The 20,764-nt window shown below is 48.3% G+C and carries 14 protein-coding genes and 1 other RNA gene; 6 read left to right on the forward strand and 9 right to left on the reverse strand.

Annotated elements, in window-relative coordinates; all coding sequences use genetic code 11:
• Positions 1 to 13: 13 nt before the first annotated feature.
• On the forward strand, positions 14 to 8,596 hold the full coding sequence (locus LG383_RS02375) for a GH36-type glycosyl hydrolase domain-containing protein (protein WP_023479820.1): 8,583 nt from the start codon (positions 14 to 16) through the stop codon (positions 8,594 to 8,596).
• 19 nt (positions 8,597 to 8,615) lie between these two features.
• Here LG383_RS02375 and LG383_RS02380 read toward each other — a convergent pair whose 3' ends face one another.
• Positions 8,616 to 8,849, reverse strand: coding sequence for a hypothetical protein (locus LG383_RS02380; RefSeq protein WP_004132711.1), 234 nt, complete (start codon positions 8,847 to 8,849; stop codon positions 8,616 to 8,618).
• A 153-nt stretch (positions 8,850 to 9,002) separates the two neighbouring features.
• Here LG383_RS02380 and LG383_RS22980 point away from each other — a divergent pair, with 153 nt between their 5' ends.
• The 3 genes from LG383_RS22980 to lpxP all read left to right on the forward strand — a co-directional run bounded on the left by LG383_RS22980 (position 9,003) and on the right by lpxP (position 10,642).
• Complete coding sequence (locus tag LG383_RS22980; RefSeq protein ID WP_218969423.1) at positions 9,003 to 9,179, forward strand: YnfU family zinc-binding protein; 177 nt, start codon at positions 9,003 to 9,005, stop codon at positions 9,177 to 9,179.
• 79 nt (positions 9,180 to 9,258) lie between these two features.
• Positions 9,259 to 9,531, forward strand: coding sequence for a hypothetical protein (locus LG383_RS02390; protein ID WP_176691153.1), 273 nt, complete (start codon positions 9,259 to 9,261; stop codon positions 9,529 to 9,531).
• A 202-nt stretch (positions 9,532 to 9,733) separates the two neighbouring features.
• The gene (gene lpxP, locus LG383_RS02395) at positions 9,734 to 10,642 is read left to right on the forward strand and encodes a kdo(2)-lipid IV(A) palmitoleoyltransferase (RefSeq protein WP_023479857.1); all 909 of its coding nucleotides are present in this window, start codon (positions 9,734 to 9,736) and stop codon (positions 10,640 to 10,642) included.
• A 1,075-nt stretch (positions 10,643 to 11,717) separates the two neighbouring features.
• Here lpxP and LG383_RS02405 read toward each other — a convergent pair.
• The 6 genes from LG383_RS02405 to smpB form a co-directional block, all read right to left on the reverse strand.
• Positions 11,718 to 12,614 carry a plasmid partitioning protein RepB C-terminal domain-containing protein gene (locus tag LG383_RS02405; RefSeq protein ID WP_159514722.1) on the reverse strand — a complete coding sequence of 299 codons (897 nt, stop codon included), beginning with the start codon at positions 12,612 to 12,614 and terminating at the stop codon, positions 11,718 to 11,720.
• Entirely contained in the window at positions 12,611 to 13,507 is an 897-nt protein-coding gene (locus LG383_RS02410; RefSeq protein ID WP_159514721.1) for a ParB/RepB/Spo0J family partition protein, read from the reverse strand. Before LG383_RS02410 ends, LG383_RS02405 begins: the two co-directional genes overlap by 4 nt.
• A complete protein-coding gene (locus tag LG383_RS02415; protein ID WP_159514720.1) occupies positions 13,497 to 15,053 on the reverse strand; it encodes a recombinase family protein in 1,557 nt (518 codons plus the stop codon). The genes LG383_RS02410 and LG383_RS02415 overlap by 11 nt, the downstream gene beginning before the upstream one ends.
• A gap of 282 nt (positions 15,054 to 15,335) precedes the next feature.
• Positions 15,336 to 16,565 carry an integrase domain-containing protein gene (locus tag LG383_RS02420; protein WP_159514719.1) on the reverse strand — a complete coding sequence of 410 codons (1,230 nt, stop codon included), beginning with the start codon at positions 16,563 to 16,565 and terminating at the stop codon, positions 15,336 to 15,338.
• Between the two features lie 166 nt (positions 16,566 to 16,731).
• Positions 16,732 to 17,094, reverse strand: a transfer-messenger RNA (tmRNA) gene (gene ssrA, locus LG383_RS02425).
• 90 nt (positions 17,095 to 17,184) lie between these two features.
• Positions 17,185 to 17,667 carry an SsrA-binding protein SmpB gene (gene smpB, locus LG383_RS02430; RefSeq protein ID WP_039030084.1) on the reverse strand — a complete coding sequence of 161 codons (483 nt, stop codon included), beginning with the start codon at positions 17,665 to 17,667 and terminating at the stop codon, positions 17,185 to 17,187.
• 156 nt (positions 17,668 to 17,823) lie between these two features.
• Here smpB and LG383_RS02435 point away from each other — a divergent pair, with 156 nt between their 5' ends.
• On the forward strand, positions 17,824 to 18,261 hold the full coding sequence (locus LG383_RS02435) for a type II toxin-antitoxin system RatA family toxin (protein WP_207630083.1): 438 nt from the start codon (positions 17,824 to 17,826) through the stop codon (positions 18,259 to 18,261).
• The gene (locus LG383_RS02440) at positions 18,251 to 18,538 is read left to right on the forward strand and encodes an RnfH family protein (RefSeq protein ID WP_166183444.1); all 288 of its coding nucleotides are present in this window, start codon (positions 18,251 to 18,253) and stop codon (positions 18,536 to 18,538) included. Before LG383_RS02435 ends, LG383_RS02440 begins: the two co-directional genes overlap by 11 nt.
• A 56-nt stretch (positions 18,539 to 18,594) precedes the next feature.
• Here the strand turns inward: LG383_RS02440 and bamE are convergent, their stop codons facing one another.
• Both bamE and recN read right to left on the reverse strand, forming a co-directional pair.
• Positions 18,595 to 18,936 carry an outer membrane protein assembly factor BamE gene (bamE, locus tag LG383_RS02445; protein ID WP_166183442.1) on the reverse strand — a complete coding sequence of 114 codons (342 nt, stop codon included), beginning with the start codon at positions 18,934 to 18,936 and terminating at the stop codon, positions 18,595 to 18,597.
• A 151-nt stretch (positions 18,937 to 19,087) separates the two neighbouring features.
• Entirely contained in the window at positions 19,088 to 20,749 is a 1,662-nt protein-coding gene (recN, locus tag LG383_RS02450; protein WP_225758257.1) for a DNA repair protein RecN, read from the reverse strand.
• Between the last annotated feature and the right edge of the window lie 15 nt (positions 20,750 to 20,764).

A 20,764-nucleotide genomic window follows, 5' to 3' on the forward strand; every position in this document is an offset into this window, starting at 1 on the left:
TCAGAGCAATGCTATGAAAATGATCCCCAGAGCGTGGTTTAACCGCTCCCGTATACTGATGAATGCTGCCGAAAACATAACGTTTTCGGCGAACGATCCTGCCGGTGAAAGCTCGCCGCGGTCAGAACTCTTTTCGACCGTCCAGATGGAACGCTACGGCCAGAAGCTGGCGCGGACTCATAAAGTATCACCGGATAAGCATCCTTATTATCTTCTGAAACGGCTTGGCGACAATGAGGCCGTCATTACCCAAAACTGCTATGAGCTTAACGCGGGTAAAAAGACCAGTATCATGCCCGCCGGTGAATGGCTGCTGGACAATTATTATCTGATTGAGGAACAAATCCGCACTGTCCGCCAGCATCTGCCGAAAAGCTTTGGCAAAGGTCTTCCGTCGCTGGTATCGCCGCTGAATTGCCCACGAATTTATCATATTGCATCAGAGGCTATTGCTCACGGCGATGGCCGCTGGGATACCGCCAGCCTGACCAGCTATCTCACTGCCTATCAACAGGTGACGCCGCTGACGCTGGGTGAAGTCTGGGCGTTACCGGGAATGCTGCGCCTGGCGCTGATTGAAAATCTTCGTCGTATCAGTATGGAAGTGATAAAAGCGCAGCAAGACAGAAACCTTGCCGATACGTGGATAACAAGGATTGTCGAATGCGCAGAGAGTGCGCCTGGTGATTTAATCATGGTGGTTGCCGATATGGCGCGCTCCCGGCCTCCGTTAACCAGTGCGTTTGTCGCAGAGCTGGTGCGGCGCCTGCAGGGGCATGGCAACGCGCTGTCGTTACCTCTGACCTGGGTTGATCAGTGCCTTCGGGAACAGGGGATCACCACTGACGTTCTCATACATAGTTTCAATCAGCAGCTTGCCGCCAGCCAGCTGTCCGTAAGTAACAGCATTGCGGGCCTGCGATTATTGAGTGAAACGGACTGGGCTGATTTCGCCGAAACGATAAGCGTTGTCGAACAGACATTACGCAATGATCCTGCCGGCATCTATCCCCGGATGCACTTCAATACCCGGGATCATTACCGGCACGTAGTTGAGGTTCTGGCCAGAGACAGCGGTCTCAGCGAGCCTGAGGTTGCAGAGAAAGTGCTGGCGTTTTCAGAGGAAAAAGCGCCCGATACACCGGAACATCATGTTGGTTATTATCTTGCGGGCGAAGGTCGACAGGCGCTGGATATTCATCTCCTGGCAGACGCCTCAAGGCTCCTACGCTTGCGTCACAGTTTCAACAGAATAACCCTGCTGTCATGGATTGGAAGCCTGACGCTGCTGACAACCGCAGCGACCGCAGCAATATTGCACGAAACCGCCATGCAGGGCACAGACTGGCTGTTGATCGCGGTGATATTGCCTCTGATTATCGCTTTGACTCAGTTAATGAGCGATTTACTCAGTGATGCAACCACCCGTTTTCGCGTTCCTCGACCCTTGCCGGGGATGGATTTTTCAGCCGGGATTCCCGCTGACAGTGCCACCATGTTAGTCATTCCCTGCATGTTGACCAGCCACGAAAGTTTCAGCCAGCTCCTCACCAGTCTTGAAGTCTGCTGGTTAGGGAATGAAAACGAAAATCTCAGGTTCGCGCTGCTCACTGATTTTGCTGATTCTGAAAATGAACCCTCGCCGGAAAGTCACGCGCTGCTCAGACAGGCTATCGCCGATACGCAGGCGCTTAATCGCCGCTACCCCTCCGGCCGACCACGTTTTTATCTGTTACATCGCCAGCCTGAATGGAACCCATTGGAAGGAGCGTGGATGGGCTATGAACGCAAGCGGGGAAAACTGGCGTTACTGAACAGCTGGTTGCGCCATCCCGGAACGCAATTCGTCAGCGTTGCAGAGATGCCTGCCCACCTTTTACCGGGTCACATAAAATACGTCATTACACTGGACAGCGATACGGTGCTCCCGCGCGATACGGCACACAAACTCGTCGCGACGATGGCGCATCCGCTGAATACGCCTGAGTATGATCCGGTACGCCAGAGGGTTGTCAAAGGATTCGGTATTTTACAGCCCGGTCTTGCGGAGGAGATACCACGCAACGGTCAGGGGCGTTACGCAGCCCTGCGCAGCAGCGTACCGGGCAATAACCCTTATTCGATGATGTCTTCGGATATTTATCAGGATCTCTTTGGGGAAGGCTCGTTTGTGGGCAAAGGGATTTACGATGTTGATATTTTTATGCAGGCCACTACCAACATCTGCCCGGAAAATCTGGTACTCAGCCATGACCTACTCGAAGGATGCTATGCCCGTTCGGGTCTGCTGAGTGAAGTGTTACTCTACGAACAATATCCCAATAATTATCTGTCGGATGTTGCACGACGTTCACGCTGGATCCGGGGTGACTGGCAACTGCTTAACTGGCTAAAACCACGCGTCAGAAAAGCCGATGGAACCCGGGTCAGGAATCCGCTGACCGCACTTTCTTACTGGAAATTACTCGATAATCTGCGTCGCAGTCTGGTCGCCCCCTCCTTACTGGTATTGCTGTTCTTCACCCTGCTTGGGGTACCCAATCCGGTTTACTGGCTGGGCGTACTTTCGCTGATATGGCTTTTGCCAGCCATCCTCTGCATCGCCCATGACCTTCTGCATAAACCTCTGCGTCGCCGCCTGAAGCCGCATCTGTTACTGGTGGGGGCGGGCGCGCTGAAGCGTCTGTCAGGTATCAGCCTTAATTTTGCGATACTGCCGCACGAAGCCGGATATTCGCTGAAAGCGATCGCCGTGACGCTATGGCGACTGGGGATAAGCAGGCGTCACCTCAGCCAGTGGGTCAGCCACAGCCAGGACAGCAGTCAGGCCAGACCCACTGTTGCACGTTTTTATCAGGCGATGTGGCTTAACGTTGCCGGTGGCGTGGCGCTGACAATACTGACCGGACAATTTGCCCCACAGCTGCTGGGGATTGCGTTACCGATCGGTTTGGTATGGTGTGTGGCACCGCTGCTGATGAGCTGGCTGAGTCGCCAGCCCGTGCGTAAGGTTTTTTCGCCTAATCAGGAACAAAAACAGCTGTTACGCCAGACAAGCCGTGAAATCTGGGCTTTTTTTGAAACATTTGCCACAGCAAAAGAGAACTGGCTTCCACCTGATAATTATCAGGAAATACCACAACCGACGGTGGCACACCGAACTTCTCCTACCAATATTGGTCTTTCACTTATGGCTAACCTGACGGCATGGGACTTTGGCTACCTGCCTGGCGGAGAGGTGCTCCGGCGCGTGTCGCTCACGCTCGACACGATGGATAAAATGGAGCACTACCGGGGCCATCTCTACAACTGGTATGACACCCGTACGCTGGTTCCCCTAAGTCCACGCTATATCTCCAGCGTCGACAGCGGCAATATGGCCGGGCATTTATTGACCCTGCGTGCAGGCCTGTCCGCCATGCGTCATCAGCCTGTTTTAAGCAACCAACAGATACTGGCAGGACTGAACGATACGCTGGATATTCTGGAAAAACAGTGGGGTAAGAACCCACCTGACAGCCTGAGACTGCTGCGCAAGCATTGCCTGAACGCGGTGTCGCTCTCTCCGCAGGCGCTTTTCAGCGAACTGAAAAGCATTCGCACCCAGTGCAACCATCTGACCAGCGCATGTCATCAGGGATCTCCTCTTCAGATGCGCTGGGCTGGACATCTGGAGCATCAACTGGTTCAGCTTTGCCATGAGTGGTCTCTGTTGCTTGGCTGGTTGCCTGCATCCTGGAATGAACAGAAGCTGCCGACGCTGAGCGAGCTTGCCCGTCCGACATTAACCGGTACAGGAACGCCTCCGGCGTCAGTGGCGGAGCAGGCCCGAATGCGACTCAATATTATCACCGAGCTGGAACAGCGGCTGGATGAGCATGCCCGGATGGATTTCGCCTTTCTGTACAGTGAAGCAACCAGTCTGCTCAGCGTCGGTTATAACTGTGACACCAATATGCCTGACAAGAGCCACTACGATCTCCTGCCGTCTGAAATCCGCCTGACCAGTTTTCTTGCCATTGCGACTAATCAGCTGCCTCTTAAAAGCTGGTACGCGCTGGGTCGATTGTTTACCACGATTGATAATGAAACTGCCCTGATGTCATGGAGCGGATCCATGTTTGAATATCTGATGCCGAATCTGGTGATGCCCACCTGGCCCGGCAGCCTGCTCGATGAAATGAGTCAGTCGGCGGTTATGCGCCAGATTCACTGGGGGAAAGAACGCGGGGTGCCATGGGGTGTTTCAGAGTCTGGTTATCATGCTTTTGATGTTCAGCATAATTATCAGTATCAGGCATTTGGCGTACCGGGGCTCGGTCTGCGCAGGGGACTTGCCGATGACATGGTTGTCGCTCCTTACGCCACGCTGCTGGCGCTGATGGTTTCCCCACAGAGAGCCTGTGAGAACCTGTTCAGGCTGCAAAAAAATGGTGCACGCGGAGAATACGGTTTTTATGAAGCGCTGGACTATACCCCCTCACGTCTTGCAACCGGTCAGCTCTATGCGGTGGTACAGTCCTGGATGGCGCATCACCAGGGTATGGCATTTCAGGCGCTGGCTCATGTGCTGCTTGATGCCCCCATGACTGAACGCTTTATGTCCAGTACGGTATTCCGGTCAGCGAGTCTGCTGTTACAGGAGCGCGTGCCGGATGCGGTCGATCTGTACAGTCCGCGCCGTCATTTTGAATCTCATGAGGGCATGGTCAAACCCGTTCGCTATGAACCCCGTATTTTCTATAGCGTGGATACCCCCGCCCCGGATATTCAACTCCTGTCCAACGGCCATTATCATCTGATGTTGACCGCGGGCGGCGGCGGTTACAGTCGCTGGAATGATATTGCACTAACGCGCTGGCGCAGTGATACCACCCGTGATAACTGGGGAGCATTCTGCTACATCCGCGATACCCAGACGGGAGATGTGTGGAGCAATACCTGGCAACCAACAGGCTACACCAGCGGACAAGACGAGGAAGTGTTGTTCACCGATGCGGGGGCAGAATTCAGACGCAGCTTAGGGGGACTCAGCGTCAAAACTCAGGTGGTGATCTCTCCGGAGGATGATGTTGAATTGCGACGGCTCACACTGATTCATCGTGGTCGCAAGCCTCGCTCTCTGGAGCTGACAACCTATGCTGAAGTGGTACTGGCACCTGATGCCAGCGATCTGGCACACCCGGCATTCAGCAATTTGTTTATTCAGACTGAGCTGGCTCCTGAGCGTGACGCTATTCTTTGCCACCGGCGCCCGCGTTCACCGAATGAACCGGGCCCTTGCCTGTTTCACATGATGGTGGTGCACGGCGATAACCGACATAACGTGTCGTTTGAAACGGACAGGGCAAGGTTTATTGGACGTGGCAGAAACCCTGCGAATGCACAGGCAATAGAGACGGGAGGGATGCTAGGCAACACGTCGGGCTCGGTGCTGGATCCGATACTGGCAATTCGCAACGCCATTATTCTGCAGCCGGGGCAGCCGGTTACGATTGATATCATTTATGGCATCAGTGAGACCCGTCAGCAGAGCCTGGCGTTGCTGGAGAAATATCGCGATTACCCTATCGCCGATCGCGTCTTTGAACTGGCCTGGTCTCACAGTCTGGTGGTATTGCGCCAGATGAACGCCAGTGAAGATGATGCCACGTTGTTCAATAGTCTCGCCAGCGCTGTGCTTTACCCTGTCCAGGAGCTGCGCGCCGAAGGCCAGGCGATCGGCCGCAACCGGCGTGGCCAGTCCGGACTGTGGGGCTGGGCAATTTCAGGGGATCTGCCGATAGTGCTGCTGAGTATAACCAGCGAGGAAAGTATCACCTCAGTGACCACACTGATTCAGGCACACCGTTACTGGAGACAGAAAGGGCTGGATGTTGATTTAGTTATCCTGAATAACAGCCCCGGCGGCTACCAGCAGGGATTACAAAATCAGATTATGGAGTTAATTTATGCCGGGTCTGAAGCCAGTCTGCTGGATAAAAAAGGCGGGCTTTTTGTCCGCAACGGTGAGCATCTCTCCGCTGAGGATAAGTTGCTTTTGATGAGCGTGGCCTGTCTTTATCTTGATGACCGCGCAGGGGGTATTAATGAGCAGCTTAACCAGCGTATTCATACCCTGAAATCGCCGGCAAGGGCATTCATTCCGCGTGCTGTGCGCGAGCGTAATCAACATACGGACTGGAGCCCTGATACCAGTCAGTTATGCCATTTCAACGGATACGGTGGATTTTCTCAGGATGGGCGGGAGTATCAGATCGTCCTTCGGGAAAATGCGCTTACACCGGCTCCCTGGTCGAACATACTGGCAAATTCTCGTTTTGGCAGTGTGATCTCAGAGGCAGGGCAGGCCTATACCTGGTATGAGAATGCCCATGAATACCGGTTGACGCCGTGGGAGAACGATCCGGTGAGCGATCGCAGCGGCGAGGCATTTTACCTGCGCGATGAAGAGAGCGGGGAGTGCTGGTCGCCGACGGCTTTACCTGTTCGCGGACACGGTGATTACCTGACCCGCCATGGTTTTGGCTACAGCGTTTTTGCCCATCGTGAGAGTGGTATAGACAGCGAGTTGACGGTCCTGGTTGCTGAAGAAGATCCGGTTAAACTGGTGCTCCTGACGCTCAGTAACTCTTCGGGACGGACACGTCAACTTTCCGTCACAGGCTATGTAGAGTGGACGCTCGGAGAAACACGAACGCGCTCAGCCCCTCACATTGTGACACATGTGGCCAGAACGCCCGGCGGCTGCGGGATACTTGCGAATAACTTTTATGGTGATAATGGTGGCGGCCGAACTGCATTTTTTGCCGTCAGCGGTAATGACTGTTCTCTGACAGGGGACCGCCGGGAGTTTATTGGCCGTAATGGTTCCCTTCACGCCCCTTCGGCTATGAAACTGCAAAAGCTTTCTGGTAAGACGGGGGCCGGTCTGGATCCCTGCGGAGCGGTGCAATCGGCGGTTACATTAATTGACGGGGACCAGAGGACGTTTATTTTTATCCTCGGTGCAGAGGAGAATGATGTTTGTGCTCAGGAGACGCTGGCCCGCTACATGAACGAGGATACGGTCCGCCAGGAGCTGAACCGGATTCATAATCACTGGCACAATGTTCTCGATAAAATCGTAGTTAACACCCCCGACACGTCCGTAAATTTACTGGTTAATGGCTGGCTGTTGTATCAGACGGTCGCCTGCCGTCTTATGGCCCGGAGTGGCTACTATCAGTCTGGCGGTGCATTTGGTTTTCGCGATCAGCTGCAGGATACGCTGGCTCTGAGCCACGCTGCTCCGGACCGGATGCGTGAACAGATAATACTCTGTGCATCACGGCAGTTTATCGAGGGGGATGTGCAGCACTGGTGGCACCCGCCTCACGGCAACGGTGTGCGTACCCGCTGTTCCGATGACTATCTTTGGCTGCCGCTTGCTGTTTGCCACTATGTTGAAACGACGGGGGATATGGATGCACTGGAAATACGCATTCCTTATCTGGAGGGACGCTCGCTTCAGCCTGGTGAAGAGTCTGTCTATGACACGCCGGTCATCAGCGGCACCGAAGAGACACTCTGGTTACACTGCGTCAAAGCTATTCACTATGGACTTCGCTTCGGGGAGCATGGCCTGCCGCTGATGGGGGCTGGTGACTGGAATGACGGGATGAACCGGGTGGGTATCGAAGGCAAAGGTGAAAGCGTCTGGCTGGGCTTCTTCCTGTACGACATTTTGCAGCGGTTTGCAGCGCTGGCGGAGCGCAGGCTGGATGAAAGCGTCGCCGCGATGTGCCGTTCACAGGCTCTGCGCCTGCAAAGTAATCTCGAAGCCCACGCCTGGGATGGGGAATGGTACCGGCGCGGGTATTTTGACGATGGTACTCCCCTGGGATCGAAAACCTCACAGGACTGCCGGATTGATGCGATTGCGCAGAGCTGGTCTGTATTGTCCGGCGCCGCGAGCCCGGGACGGTGCGCAAAGGCCATGCAGGCGCTGGATAAGCACCTTGTGGATAACGAAGGAGGGCTGATCAAACTGTTAACGCCTCCTTTCGACGGACACGGTCCAAATCCGGGCTACATACAGGGGTACCTGCCCGGCGTGCGGGAAAACGGAGGGCAGTATACGCATGGCGCCATCTGGGCAGTGATGGCCTTTGCCCGAATGGGGAATGCCGGACGAGCCTGGCAACTCTGGTCAATGCTCAACCCTATAAATCATACCCTGAATGCGGACTCTGTCGGGATTTATAAAGCTGAGCCTTATGTCATGAGTGCTGATGTCTACAGCGTCGCTCCCCATACCGGACGTGCAGGGTGGAGCTGGTATACCGGTTCCGCAGGCTGGGCCTGGCGTTTACTTACCGAGGAATTACTGGGGATAAAACGTTCCGGCACTGACTTTAGTGTTCATGCCAGGTTACCGGATGAGTGGTCGTCTTTTTCTATGGCATATCAATATGGTGAAAGCCATTATCAGATTAGTGTTTCACGCGGCGATGCAGAATATTGCGTGACGCTGGATGGTGTTCTCCTCCCTGATGACAGAATACCGCTGAAGGATGATGGACAAAACCATACGGTTGAGATCATTCAGAACTGACACTGATCCCGGAGGTGCATTAACGTCTGCCGTTAATGCGCTGATTATCCCTGAGAACATCAATCGCAGTCTGCATGGCGATTTTGTCATCCCGCCTTTTTTGTTTGTCCTGCATGACCTGAAGGTATTCCAGCAAGGTGCGGGTATTAATCGGTCGGCCCTGTTTACCCACAGCCAGCACGGCTTCGCCAAGAATAATTTTCACAGGCGGTAGTTGTGCCGGATACCAGTCAAGGGTGTCTTCTGATTTCATCTTAAATTTCTCACGGAAGGGTAGTGTATCATAAATAAGACGTTCAATTTTCAATATCTGATATCCTGATTCAGACACAACTTAACATAACTTATGCCAGTTATTTTTATATTAAAGCGTATAATAATTACTGTATTCCTCAGAGAATTATTTATGTCTTATACAAATGGGCTCAGGTATTTTAAAGAAAGACCGGTTCATGTTGCCTGCCCGGTATGTGCACACAGAGCCGATCAGAAAGCAGGTAAACTAAGAAAAGATGCGGTTCTTGAGTGCCCTGCCTGCGGACTGTTGTTCAGACATTCAGAATGCCGGTGTATCGGCGGCTGATCAGCTTCTGCCACTTAACGTCAGTGATGTCGGAAAATGACAACATTCCTCCTGTACTGCTGTTGTAGAGGGTATGATAATGAAATCTAAAAAATCTGTTTTTATTGAAGGGCATATCATGTCGAACAGCTGTCACGGACAGCCTGGCCAACCTTTCTGTATTCACCGGGTCAGGTTTAGTAATGGTAAATATGCGATTATTCGGGTGGCATCAGGGATATGTTTCAAACCAGGCGAAATTATTCAACGAAACGATTGTGAGTGGTTTTATAAACTTACCAAAATTCGGCTTCTTTCTTTTGAGTACCTTGATGATGATGAATCAGGAAGACAATTCCTTGAGTATCAATGATAAAACCATGGATTTATAACAGAATAAATTTGCTGGCTTACAATTCACCCTTGGCTCTTTAAATTATTCACCAGTCATTGAAAAATATTTTTTCCTGAATTTAGATGAATTTAAATTATCTAAAACAAAATGTATCGCTAAAGACGAATTGCCTCATTGTTTTCCTTTTGCGTTATAACCTTCATTAGCATTAAGGAAATTTATGGCACAGACTTTTACTCATAATTTACTTCATCCTCGCCACTGGCTTACCTGGTCTGGTTTGGGTCTGCTGTGGCTTCTCGTTCAACTTCCTTACCCGGTTTTACATACTCTGGGCTCTGGCCTTGGAACAATATCCAGACCCTTTCTGAAACGCCGGGAAGGGATTGCGATTAGAAATATCGAACTGTGCTTTCCCGAGATGACACCGTTTGCCCGGAGCCAGATGGTCAATAAAAACTTTGCTTCTCTCGGGCTGGGACTGATGGAAACAGGAATGGCCTGGTTCTGGAGCGATGCGAGAGTCAAAAAATGGTTTGATGTCGAAGGGCTTGAAAACCTGACCGGTGCGACAAGAGGAGTAATGGTTGTCGGGATTCATTTTATGTCCCTTGAGTTGTGTGGAAGAGTAATGGGGTTATGCCATCCTATGATGGCAACGTATCGCCCACACAATGATCCATTAATGGAATGGGTACAGACAAAAGGGCGTATGCGTTCAAATAAGGCTATGATTAATCGACGTAATTTATCAGGTTTTGTTCATGCGCTAAAAGCAGGTGAAGCCGTTTGGTTTGCACCAGACCAGGATTATGGGTCTAAAGGAAGCGTTTTTGCACCTTTTTTCTCGGTAAAAAAAGCAGCCACGACGAACGGAACGTATGCTCTGTCAAAACTCGCTGGTGCACACTTGATCACACTTAGCATGATTCGACGTAGCGATAAAAAAGGTTATCACATGTATATCAGCAATCCGTTGTCAGGCTATCCAGGGGAAGACAAGGTCGCCGCAGCGGCTTATATGAACAAGATCATCGAGCGTGAAATTCTCCGTGCTCCTGAGCAATACCTGTGGATGCATCGCAGGTTCAAAACGCGTCCTGAAGGCGAAGTCTCTTTATACAAATGAACAACTCTACTTGTCATGAGCCAGAATCTATCTTTCTTGCCACTGCGTATTTGTAAAAATGCGATAAGGAATTTTCGATCGGATTCATGTTAACGATGGCTTGACTGACAGCCAAAGTTAATCAATTGAACCGGTTTGGATTTGAAGGTCCGTTTTTCGCTCACAGCAGACCTTCAGCTCAGTTAGCTTGAACGCTCCGTGCCAAAGTCGACCTTTCTATAGTAATCTGTCACAAAACATTGGGCGCAGTTCAATGGATATGTGCTTACTGGGTCTGGCTGTTCTTTTCTAACCGAAGGGCTGAAAAGCAAGAGGAACTCGGAGAAGCAAGCGCAGCGGCTTCGTAGAGTTAGCCCTTGCTTCTCTTATAATTGGCATTATTCATTCAAGAACAAGAGGATCTTCGCTTGTACAAGCGAAGCTATAATAAAAACAATCAATTAATTATTTTAAAAGTATTAAACAAGAACCTATTGACATTCATAAAATACAAGTTATTTATAATGTATGCCATAAATAAAAAGTTTTATGTCATATGTATCCTGCACTATGTGCAGTTAATGTACTACTTGTCCCATATATGGGGATATTGGAAAGGTTACTTTGTTTTGAAGTAGCCTTTCGTCCTTCAATATTAACGATTACTTATTGCTATTACCAAGTCCAGTCGAATCGAAGAACATCTTTTATCTGAAACGACTCCTAATACCCGGTTAAAGCCACAATATCTCTCGCATACGTAGACCAAAGAAAAATTATGATATTAACTATGTGATTTTTTTAGTGTTAAGTTGAATAATTAAATACTGGAGAGTTTTCTGTGCACTACCAATTGCTGGTTCATCTGTTCTGCCGCTGATGTTTCTGACTAATCTCCTGGTGACACAGAACTGTCCCTCTCTACCAGCCTTTATTCGACTCAATGTCCGGCTGCTGATACGCAGTTATCCCTTCGTATCAATGACTGACACTTAAACGTAATGCTTTAGTTGCTGGCGTATCTGACAGCTTCTTCGGCGTGAAGGTCGTTGTGTAAGTATACTTCTTGGTTTATTTAGGCTATATAAAACCATGACTATGACTTGCTGTTTTCAATAAGAGTCTTATCGTCCAAAGAATTTATTCTAGAAATTCTTTTTAACTCATTAAGATAATCAACCTCGTTTTCTAAGAACCAATGAAGAACTTTAGAGTTGCCAAGTAATTTATTAATATATGACTGGATTATAACGAATTTCAACATATCTGAACCATACTCGGTTTGAAGCTTTTTCGTTTCTTCCGAAGTTGTTGCCATTTCTTGTTCCAGACGAAGTATGGTTTTTTTTATGTCCTTTTTATAGGGAGTGTTTTTCCCTTTATTTACTATCATCGATGCCGGTGTTGCATCCAAGATGCTCATTGCAAATTTTTTACTATAATTATCAAAATTAATCATTGTACCGACTGCTTCAATTTGGCGAATTGGCTTCATTTTCCTCAAAACGTCAAATGTAGCCTTAGGTATAGGTTTATCAGAAAGTTTCGCAATTACACTTGGATCTATGCCGTTCATCACATTAGCTTTATCTTTTATGGCATCAACAGATATGCCCAAAGCAGCACTAAGTTTTTCAATTGATACTTTTGCCAGAGACTTAATTATCATTCTATGTTCTTCTACTACATTTATATGATTCACTTGTTTGTTAGGAGTGAAAGCATCATCTATGCTCGAAAGTATACATGGAGCTTTTTCTATACCTAAGTCTTTTAAAGCCTCAACCCTCAAATGGCCATCAAGTATCTTAGTGACATCTTTATCTTTGTCATAGAACACTATTATTGGTTCAATAATACCTAAGCTTTCGATAGAGGTAACTATTTGATAATATTTATGGCTTCGCTTTACGTTTTCTAATAATTCCTTAGATGGAATTAACTTATTAGTTTCCAGGTAAATAAAATTATCGCCAAAACGTATCTGAATCATTTTGATACCTCTTTGTTTACTGGGTTTAATATCTGAGATGGTAGTTCTGAAAGATTCTCTTGTTCAAGTATATGTTGAAAGCTTTTATTCATCATTATGATGTTAAAAATCTCATTTACTATTAGTAGATTGGTTTTTATGAATTTTGAGTTTTTATAAACAGATTTATGTTCAGCGATACTATTTTCATAAAGCTCAATCAACTCCTCTGCAGTCATCCTTTTTGATGGTTTGTGATAATAAAATCCGGCTGCTTTTGCACCTTTATTCCCAACTGTTCTTTGATTTAGAATGTGTTTTATCTTTATAATGTCCCGACTTTTTATTAATTTTTTATCATATGCTTCGGTAAGAATATCTTGTGCTTCCTCAGTTTCACATCTTGCAAATTGCACTGCGAGATATAGAGGCAAATTACCCCGTTCGACTGCTGAGAGAAGTTTATGCTCTCCCTTATCAAGTAGCATATTAATACTGCTCACCCAGTTCGATGAATATCCAGTAATCTCACTTATTTCGGAGTCTAAAAGTCCTCTGATTTTCATGTCTTTAATCACCTGTAATAACTCATTAGAACGTGGTCTTCTCCTTGCAATGTTTTCAACTAAACTCATAACGTAAGCATCTTCTTCTGATACATCTCTTACAATTGCTGGAATAATAGTTTCACCTAATGCAACGAGAGCCTCTATTCTCCCTTGACCACAAATTAAAGCATATTTGAAATCGTCTTCATCAATAGCTCTTACGCTTATAGGTTTGCTTAATCCTCTTTTTTTTATGCTTTCCTTTATTTCTTCATGCACTACTTTATTTCTTGTTCGTGGGTTAAGAAATTTTATTTTTGCAATCTCAATTTGAATTATTGGGAATTCATTTTTTTCAGGCAGCATATAGTTCCCTCACTTTCATGCGAGTAATAATTTGTAGAAGTTTATCAAGATTATCAAATCTATAGAGATCTAATCGAATGTTGTTTGTTTCCGTCATGCACATTTTACTATATTCGTTTTCAATCTTTGGTATGATATAAAAATCAAGAGGTGAAATATTTTGTGAATTCATTCGTATAACAATTGTTATGTCTGCTTTCTGTGAGTTATCAAACCGGACTTTCCATCTAAGTTTACCTGATTTCATATGTATGCATTTAGTAACAAGGACGGAAATTAAAAACTCATCATTGATGTAAAGCATTGGGGCATATTTATACTCGTCTATATGACAGTTACTTTTTAAAATTTCACCTTTAAAATCCTCAATTATCTCTGAGTAAAATGATCTTAGTGCTTCATTTATTTTGAGATAGCTGTAATCATGTTCTGGCTTATAACCAATCAAAGTATATGCTCTTAAAAGACCACCAAATCGCGTTCTATAAACAGAAGATGAAGGGCCTGTATCATCTTCATCAATGATAAAGCCTGATAGTTTTCCATTAGATTCTAATTTTTGTTTTAGTTTTTCTAATAGATCTTCATTAGTCAAATGAATGGATCGGAGCTGAATTATTTCTTGAGCTTTATTATATTTTTTCTTTGAAATAATAGGTTTATATGCCTTGTCACATCTAACCCATTCATGTTTGGGGTTTTTTACAAGCCTACTTTTTAGTTTGGATGAGGTTTTGTTATATATGTTGTTTCCAATATATTTTTCATTTGTCAAAATTTGATGTATTTTTGCACGAGTCCATAATGTTCCATTTTCTGCAGGAATGTTCTGTTCATTTAATCTCTCAGCAATAATAAATTCTGGAACGTTATTATCTATAAAGAGATCATAGATTCTATTTACAATTTTTATTTCATTTTTTGGTCCCGGAATTAATATTACCCTATCTGTTTGAATGCTCTTTCTTTTGCGGAAACTCAATATTTCTTTAGCTATGCCATTTTCGTCTACTAAAAGACGTCTCAGTCCATAACCAGCCATACCGCCTTGATGATAACCAAGCTTTATTAAATTTACTTGCCCTATAAATACCTTTTCAGATAAATTTCTGCTGTGATATGCAGCACTAGATCTTTTTATATTGAGTATAACAGAGGACTCTAAAGGGAAATCTTTAGTGGGTATAGGTTCGGAACAATATATAAGATCTACACCATTTCTCTCAAATAGAAAGGAATAATATGCAGCTTCATCACTATTTTGAAAACGACCAAAACGGCTCACATCATAAAATAATACAGCCTGTATATCTATTTTCTTTTGTTCTACATCGTTAAGTAACTGCTGCAAAGAATGCCTGCCTACGATACTGACTCCGCTCTTACCTGCATCATCGTAGGTATAAGCGATTTCCATATTGTTCTTTTCAGCATAATCTTTGATATATTCGGACTGATTATGTAAAGAATATTGCTGATGGTCGGTAGACATCCTCAAGTACTGTGCGACCCTAACTCTATGATTTTTGTCATTTTCGCTAGCCATGCACGAAACCTCATGGATGATTCAATACAATGTAGAGGATAAAATTGATCAAATTTTAACCGAATTCAACTGTTTTATCATTGATTAGAGCGAATTTGGTAGATCTTCGAGGTGTATGATAATCGAGAAGAGATGTGAATTATTTAGCTGATATGACCGACAGCTTTCGTTATTTGGCCTCAAGGTACCCATTTGTAAATGGCTATGCTTAGTCCACATAGGTTAATGGTGTGATCATTAATTCTTCAAATAAATCAAGATAGTTAACCCATCATGGAAGAGTTATGCGGCAATAACTTTGTATTTTTGAGACGAAACATAGTCACTCCACCATTGCATGAGAACCACACGTTCTGTGAGATACTCTGCACGATTGTAGGCTGCAATTATTTCATCTTTTTTCGAGTGGGCAAGGGCGGCTTCTAAGACATCAGTTCTAAATTTGCCACACTCCTCAGCAGCCGTTCTGGCGATTGATCGCATACCATGAGCTACAAGCTCACCTCCGAAGCCCATACGGATTATAGCCGCATTAGCTGTTTGTTCATGCATGTGATTGAGTGGAGCTTTGATACTGGGAAAAACCCACTCTCTATGCCCGCTGATGGCTTTCATTGAATCCAAGACTCGCAAAGCTTCTTTGCTCAGTGGAACTTTGTGAGGTTTCTTCATTTTCATAAACTCCGCCGGGATGTTCCACATGCCGGTTTCTATATCAATATCTGACCATCTTGTGCGAACAGCTTCACCAGGGCGAACCCATGTGAGAAGTTGCCACTCAATCAGTAGCCTTGTTTCTAAACGGACAGAAGCATTGTTTAGAGCAACCAGGAAGCGGGGGAGTTCGGAAGGGGGTAATGCTGGCATATTCTGTTTTTTTGGCTTGCTGAACCGTTGCCCCAGGTTGTCAGCCGGATTGAATTCTATGAGTTCTTCTGTTGCTGCATAGCGGAAAATTTCATTCAGGCGGGATATGATGCGGCGAAGTGTTTCAAGGACACCTCGTTTTTCTATGGGTTCTAAATGCTGTTTAAGCATTTTAGGGCGAATCTCCTTAATGGGGGTATCACCCAACGTTGGAAAGATATTTCTCTCTAGGCTTCGCCAGATGTCGTTAGCATGATCTTGGGAGATGCCTGACGTTTTGACTTTCTCATCAAGCCACTTCCTGGCTACTGCTTGAAATGTATGTTCCGTGGCATCCTTAAGGGCATTGGCTTTGTGGGTGTTATGAACTTGTGGGTCTATACCATTTGCAAGCAACGACAAGTACTCATCACGTAAAGCTCGTGCCTTCGCAAGTGTAAGGTGAGGATAGGTTCCTAAGCTCACCTTAGTTCGCTTTTTGGTCACAGGCACTGCATATCTGAAATACCAATTTTTCTTTCCTCCCTTCGCCAAGGGGGCGATTCGCAGGAGCAAACCATCGCCGTCAAAAAGGTTAACCTCTTTCTCGGCAGGTTTGGTGCTTTTGATTTCAGTGTCAGTGAGCTTCTTAGCGATTTTTGCCATGTTTGGGACCCTCATGTTTTGGACCCTTCGTGTTGGGTCCCAAAAAGGGTGCCATAACGAGTAGATTCTAGCAATTCTCGGTAGACTATTATAGACGTAAAAAAGCCCGCAAGGCTGGTTCCATGCGGGCTTGATAGACTTCACTGAACTTCAATATATCAAAAATTGGTGGAGCTGGCGGGAGTTGAACCCGCGTCCGAAATTTCTACATCCTCGGTACTACATGCTTAGTCAGTCTTTACATTCGCACGCCAGCTGCGGACAGACACGCCACTAACGAACTAGCCTGATTAGTTTTAGCACTTCAGCCCCAGGCAGGACTTCCATGCGATCTCTTTTGGGTTTGACCTCTCTTGATCCCCGTCTTAAGAGCGGAAGCTAGGGAGAGAGGGCTCTTAGCAGGTTATTAAGCTGCTAAAGCGTAGTTTTCGTCGTTTGCGACTATTTTTTTGCGGCTTTTTACGAGGCAAACCGCCCCTCGGCATGCACCTTGGGTTTCGCAAATCCCGTCGAATCCAGAATCAGCCCCAATAGTGTTACAGCAAGTATACCAGAATTCGCAGCCCGGATACCAGTCCGGAACGCTAACTTATTGAATCGCTCAATAAGTGCCCGGTTATTAACGGCCTGCGTGCTTCATGATGCGCGCTTTATCGACCTGCCATTCGCGATCTTTGGCGTCGTTACGTTTGTCGTGCTGCTTCTTACCTTTTGCCACGCCAATTTTCACTTTGCACCAGGCGTTCTTCCAGTACAGCGACAGGGCGAGGACGGTATAACCTTCGCGGTTGATGCGTCCGAAAAGGGAATCCAGCTCGCGCTTGTTCAGCAGCAGCTTACGGGTGCGGGTGGGATCGCAGACGTAATGGGACGAGGCGACCGTCAGCGGCTGAAAGTTCGCGCCAAACAGAAAAGCTTCGCCGTCTTTGAAGATCACGTAGCTGTCGCCGATGTTGGCTTTACCCGCACGCAGCGATTTAACTTCCCAGCCCTGTAACGCAAGGCCAGCTTCGAATTCTTCTTCAATGAAATACTCGTGGCGGGCACGCTTGTTGAGCGCAATGGTTGCCGAGCCAGGTTTATGTGCTTTTTTCTTCGTCATAAGTGTCGTGAAGCCGTAGGTAATCTGATGTCAAAAAGTCACCTCATTGCGTCCTGTGAGGTCTAACGCGCTATATTAGCACGAGATGAGGCTCAGCGTTTTTTTAACAGGTGATAAATGCTATTATTTGTCGGTTGTTTGATCAGGAAAAATGCTATGCCTCAGATTAGTCGTACTGCGCTTGTCCCCTACAGTGTGGAACAAATGTACCAGTTAGTGAACGACGTTCAGTCATATCCGGAGTTTATCCCGGGGTGTACCGGGAGCCGCGTGCTGGACTCAGGCCCGACGCAAATGACGGCAGCGGTGGATGTTTCCAAAGCTGGTATCAGCAAGACGTTCACCACCCGTAACACCCTGACCGATAATCAGAGCATTCTGATGCATCTGGTGGACGGCCCGTTCAAGAAATTGATGGGCGGATGGAAGTTCGTCCCGCTCAGTGCCGATGCCTGCCGGATCGAGTTCCATCTCGATTTTGAGTTTACCAACGCCCTGATTGAGCTGGCGTTTGGTCGTGTGTTTAAAGAGCTGGCGGCGAATATGGTCCAGGCCTTTACGGTGCGCGCCAAAGAGGTCTACAGTGCCGGCTAACATCGTGGTGGAAGTGGCCTACGCGCTGCCGGAAAAGCAGTATCTGCAGCGCGTAACCCTGGAAGAGGGCGCCACCGTTGAAGAGGCGATCCGAGCCTCCGGCCTGCTGACGCTGCGCAGCGATATCGATCTGGCGAAAAACAAAGTCGGCATTTATAGCCGTCCGGTCAAACTGGGCGATAGCGTGAGGGACGGTGACCGGGTTGAAATTTATCGTCCGCTGATTGCCGATCCGAAAGAGCTGCGTCGCCAGCGCGCGGAGAAGTCCGCTAAGTAACCCGCGATAAAACAAAAAAAGGTGCTCAATGAGCACCTTTTTGCATTTCTGAAACCTTACTCTTTGGTGAGCGCCGGTTTGTTGTCGATGTTGGTCAGTACGCCGCTGCTGCTGAAGGTCAGCGTCAGGGTCTGCTGGGACACATCTTCATGGCCTGGCTTCTGGCGGAACACGTAGAACCAGGTATTGGTGCCGAATGGATCGGACATCATCGGGGTACCCAGGGCATAGGCAACCTGCTGCTGTGTCATACCGACACGAATTTTAGACACATCGTTAGGAGCGAGATAGTTCCCCTGGTTGATGTCAGGGCGGTAAACCACTTTTTCCAGAGTGGAGCAGCCTGCGGTCATCATCAGAAGAACCGCTGCGGCAGCGGTCAGCGTTTTACAGCGCATAGTGATTTGATTCCTTTTCCGGCCCGGGCAATACGCGACGGCTCATATGTAATATGCCGATGATAATAGACCTTTCACCACATTAAAACCTCTGGCGTCCGGTCTGTCGGCGTTTTTATTGTTCTGTATGACCCTGAGATACCGAAAAAGTTTACGCGGCCAGCAGTTCTTTCGCGTTCGCCAGTGTGTTGCGGGTGACTTCGCTGCCGCCCAGCAGACGGGCCAGCTCCTGCAGACGGGCGCGTTTGTCCAGCGGCTGCATGTGCGTTTCGGTCATCTCGCCGTCAGTTTCTTTGCTGACGAAGAAGTGATGGTGGCCGCAACCGGCAACCTGCGGCAGGTGGGTCACACACATAACCTGGGTGGACTCGCCAAGCTGACGCAGCAGTTTACCGACTACCGCCGCGGTCGGACCGCTGATACCGACATCCACTTCATCGAAGATCAGCGCCGGGGTTTCCATTTTCTTCGCCGTAATCACCTGAATCGCCAGGGCGATACGCGACAGCTCACCGCCGGACGCGACCCGGGAGATAGCCTGCAGCGGCTGGCCCGGGTTAGTGGTCACGCGGAATTCAATGCGGTCTGCCCCTTCGGCCGTCAGGTGATTGTCTTCGAGCTTCACGTCGATAGTGAAAACGCCGTGCGGCATCGACAGCAGATGCATGCTCTCTGTGATGTGCTGGCTCAGCTCCTGAGCGTAACGCTGGCGGACATTGTGCAGCTGCGTGGCGGTTTGCATCGCCTGCTGATGATGCACGCTGACGGCCAGAGAGAGGGTCTCCAGCGAGTCGGCCTGATCGTCGAGCTGATGTTGCTCATCAAGCAGGGACTGGTGGAACGCAGGCAGCTCCTCAGGCGAAACGTGGTGCTTACGCGCCAGAGAAATTTGGCGCGAAATGCGCTGTTCCAGCTCAAACAGACGGTTGGGATCGAGATCAAGACGCTCGCAGTAGTGACGCAGCTCGTCACTGGCTTCAGAGATCTGAATCGCCGCCTCTTCCAGCATATCCAGCATACCGGACACTTTGCTGTCCACGCCCGCCAGCTCGGTCACTAACTGGCGCACGGTATAGAGCTGGCTTTGTAGATTCACATCCTCGCCATCGGCCATCAGGTTCAGCGCCTGCTGGCTGGTGGAGAGCAGCTGACCGCTGTTGGCGAGACGTTTGTACTCTTCGTCAATCTGCTCAAACTCGCCCGGCTGCGGGCTGAACTCGTTTAGCTCTTTCAGCTGATAGGCCAGCAGTTCGGCACGGGCTGCCCGCTCCTGGCTCTGCTGTTGATGCAGCGCCAGTTCACGGCAGCTTTGGTGCCACTGACGATAGTGCGCTGCCATCAGCTGCATAAGGTCAGACTCACCGGCATAGCCGTCGAGTAAGGACTTCTGCTGCTCAGGCTTGATCAGTTGCTGATGGGCGTGCTGCCCGTGGATCTGGATTAACAGCTGGCCCAGTTCGCGCAGTTGGGACAGCGGCACCGCGGTACCGTTGATAAAGCCACGGGAGCGGCCGTCGCTGTTGAGGACACGACGAAGTAAGCACTCACGCCCATCTTCAAGCTGGTTCTGTTCAAGCCAGCGCAGGGCGGCAGGGGTATCTTTCAGGGAGAAACGGGCGCAGAGATCGGCGCGGCTGGCGCCAGCGCGAACCATGTCGCCGTCGGCACGACCGCCAAGGCACAGCCCGAGCGCATCAATCGCAATAGATTTACCGGCACCGGTTTCCCCGGTGATAGCTGTCATTCCGCTGTTGAAATCAATTTCGAGCTCACGAACGATGGCGAAGTTGCTGATGGTCAGTTGTGCCAGCATAAACGTTTTCCTGTA

It is taken from the genome of Leclercia sp. Marseille-Q4284 (assembly GCF_916618945.1).
GTDB lineage: Bacteria > Pseudomonadota > Gammaproteobacteria > Enterobacterales > Enterobacteriaceae > Enterobacter > Enterobacter tamurae.

Coding starts and splice junctions, on each gene's coding strand:
- bamE (WP_166183442.1), bottom strand. CDS start 18,936: ATGCGCTGTAAAACGCTGACCGCTGCCGCAGCGGTTCTTCTGATGATG.
- LG383_RS02380 (WP_004132711.1), bottom strand. CDS start 8,849: ATGAAATCAGAAGACACCCTTGACTGGTATCCGGCACAACTACCGCCT.
- LG383_RS02375 (WP_023479820.1), top strand. CDS start 14: ATGAAAATGATCCCCAGAGCGTGGTTTAACCGCTCCCGTATACTGATG.
- LG383_RS02420 (WP_159514719.1), bottom strand. CDS start 16,565: ATGGCAAAAATCGCTAAGAAGCTCACTGACACTGAAATCAAAAGCACC.
- LG383_RS02410 (WP_159514721.1), bottom strand. CDS start 13,507: ATGCTGCCTGAAAAAAATGAATTCCCAATAATTCAAATTGAGATTGCA.
- LG383_RS22980 (WP_218969423.1), top strand. CDS start 9,003: ATGTCTTATACAAATGGGCTCAGGTATTTTAAAGAAAGACCGGTTCAT.
- lpxP (WP_023479857.1), top strand. CDS start 9,734: ATGGCACAGACTTTTACTCATAATTTACTTCATCCTCGCCACTGGCTT.
- LG383_RS02390 (WP_176691153.1), top strand. CDS start 9,259: ATGAAATCTAAAAAATCTGTTTTTATTGAAGGGCATATCATGTCGAAC.
- LG383_RS02435 (WP_207630083.1), top strand. CDS start 17,824: ATGCCTCAGATTAGTCGTACTGCGCTTGTCCCCTACAGTGTGGAACAA.
- recN (WP_225758257.1), bottom strand. CDS start 20,749: ATGCTGGCACAACTGACCATCAGCAACTTCGCCATCGTTCGTGAGCTC.
- smpB (WP_039030084.1), bottom strand. CDS start 17,667: ATGACGAAGAAAAAAGCACATAAACCTGGCTCGGCAACCATTGCGCTC.
- LG383_RS02415 (WP_159514720.1), bottom strand. CDS start 15,053: ATGGCTAGCGAAAATGACAAAAATCATAGAGTTAGGGTCGCACAGTAC.
- LG383_RS02405 (WP_159514722.1), bottom strand. CDS start 12,614: ATGATTCAGATACGTTTTGGCGATAATTTTATTTACCTGGAAACTAAT.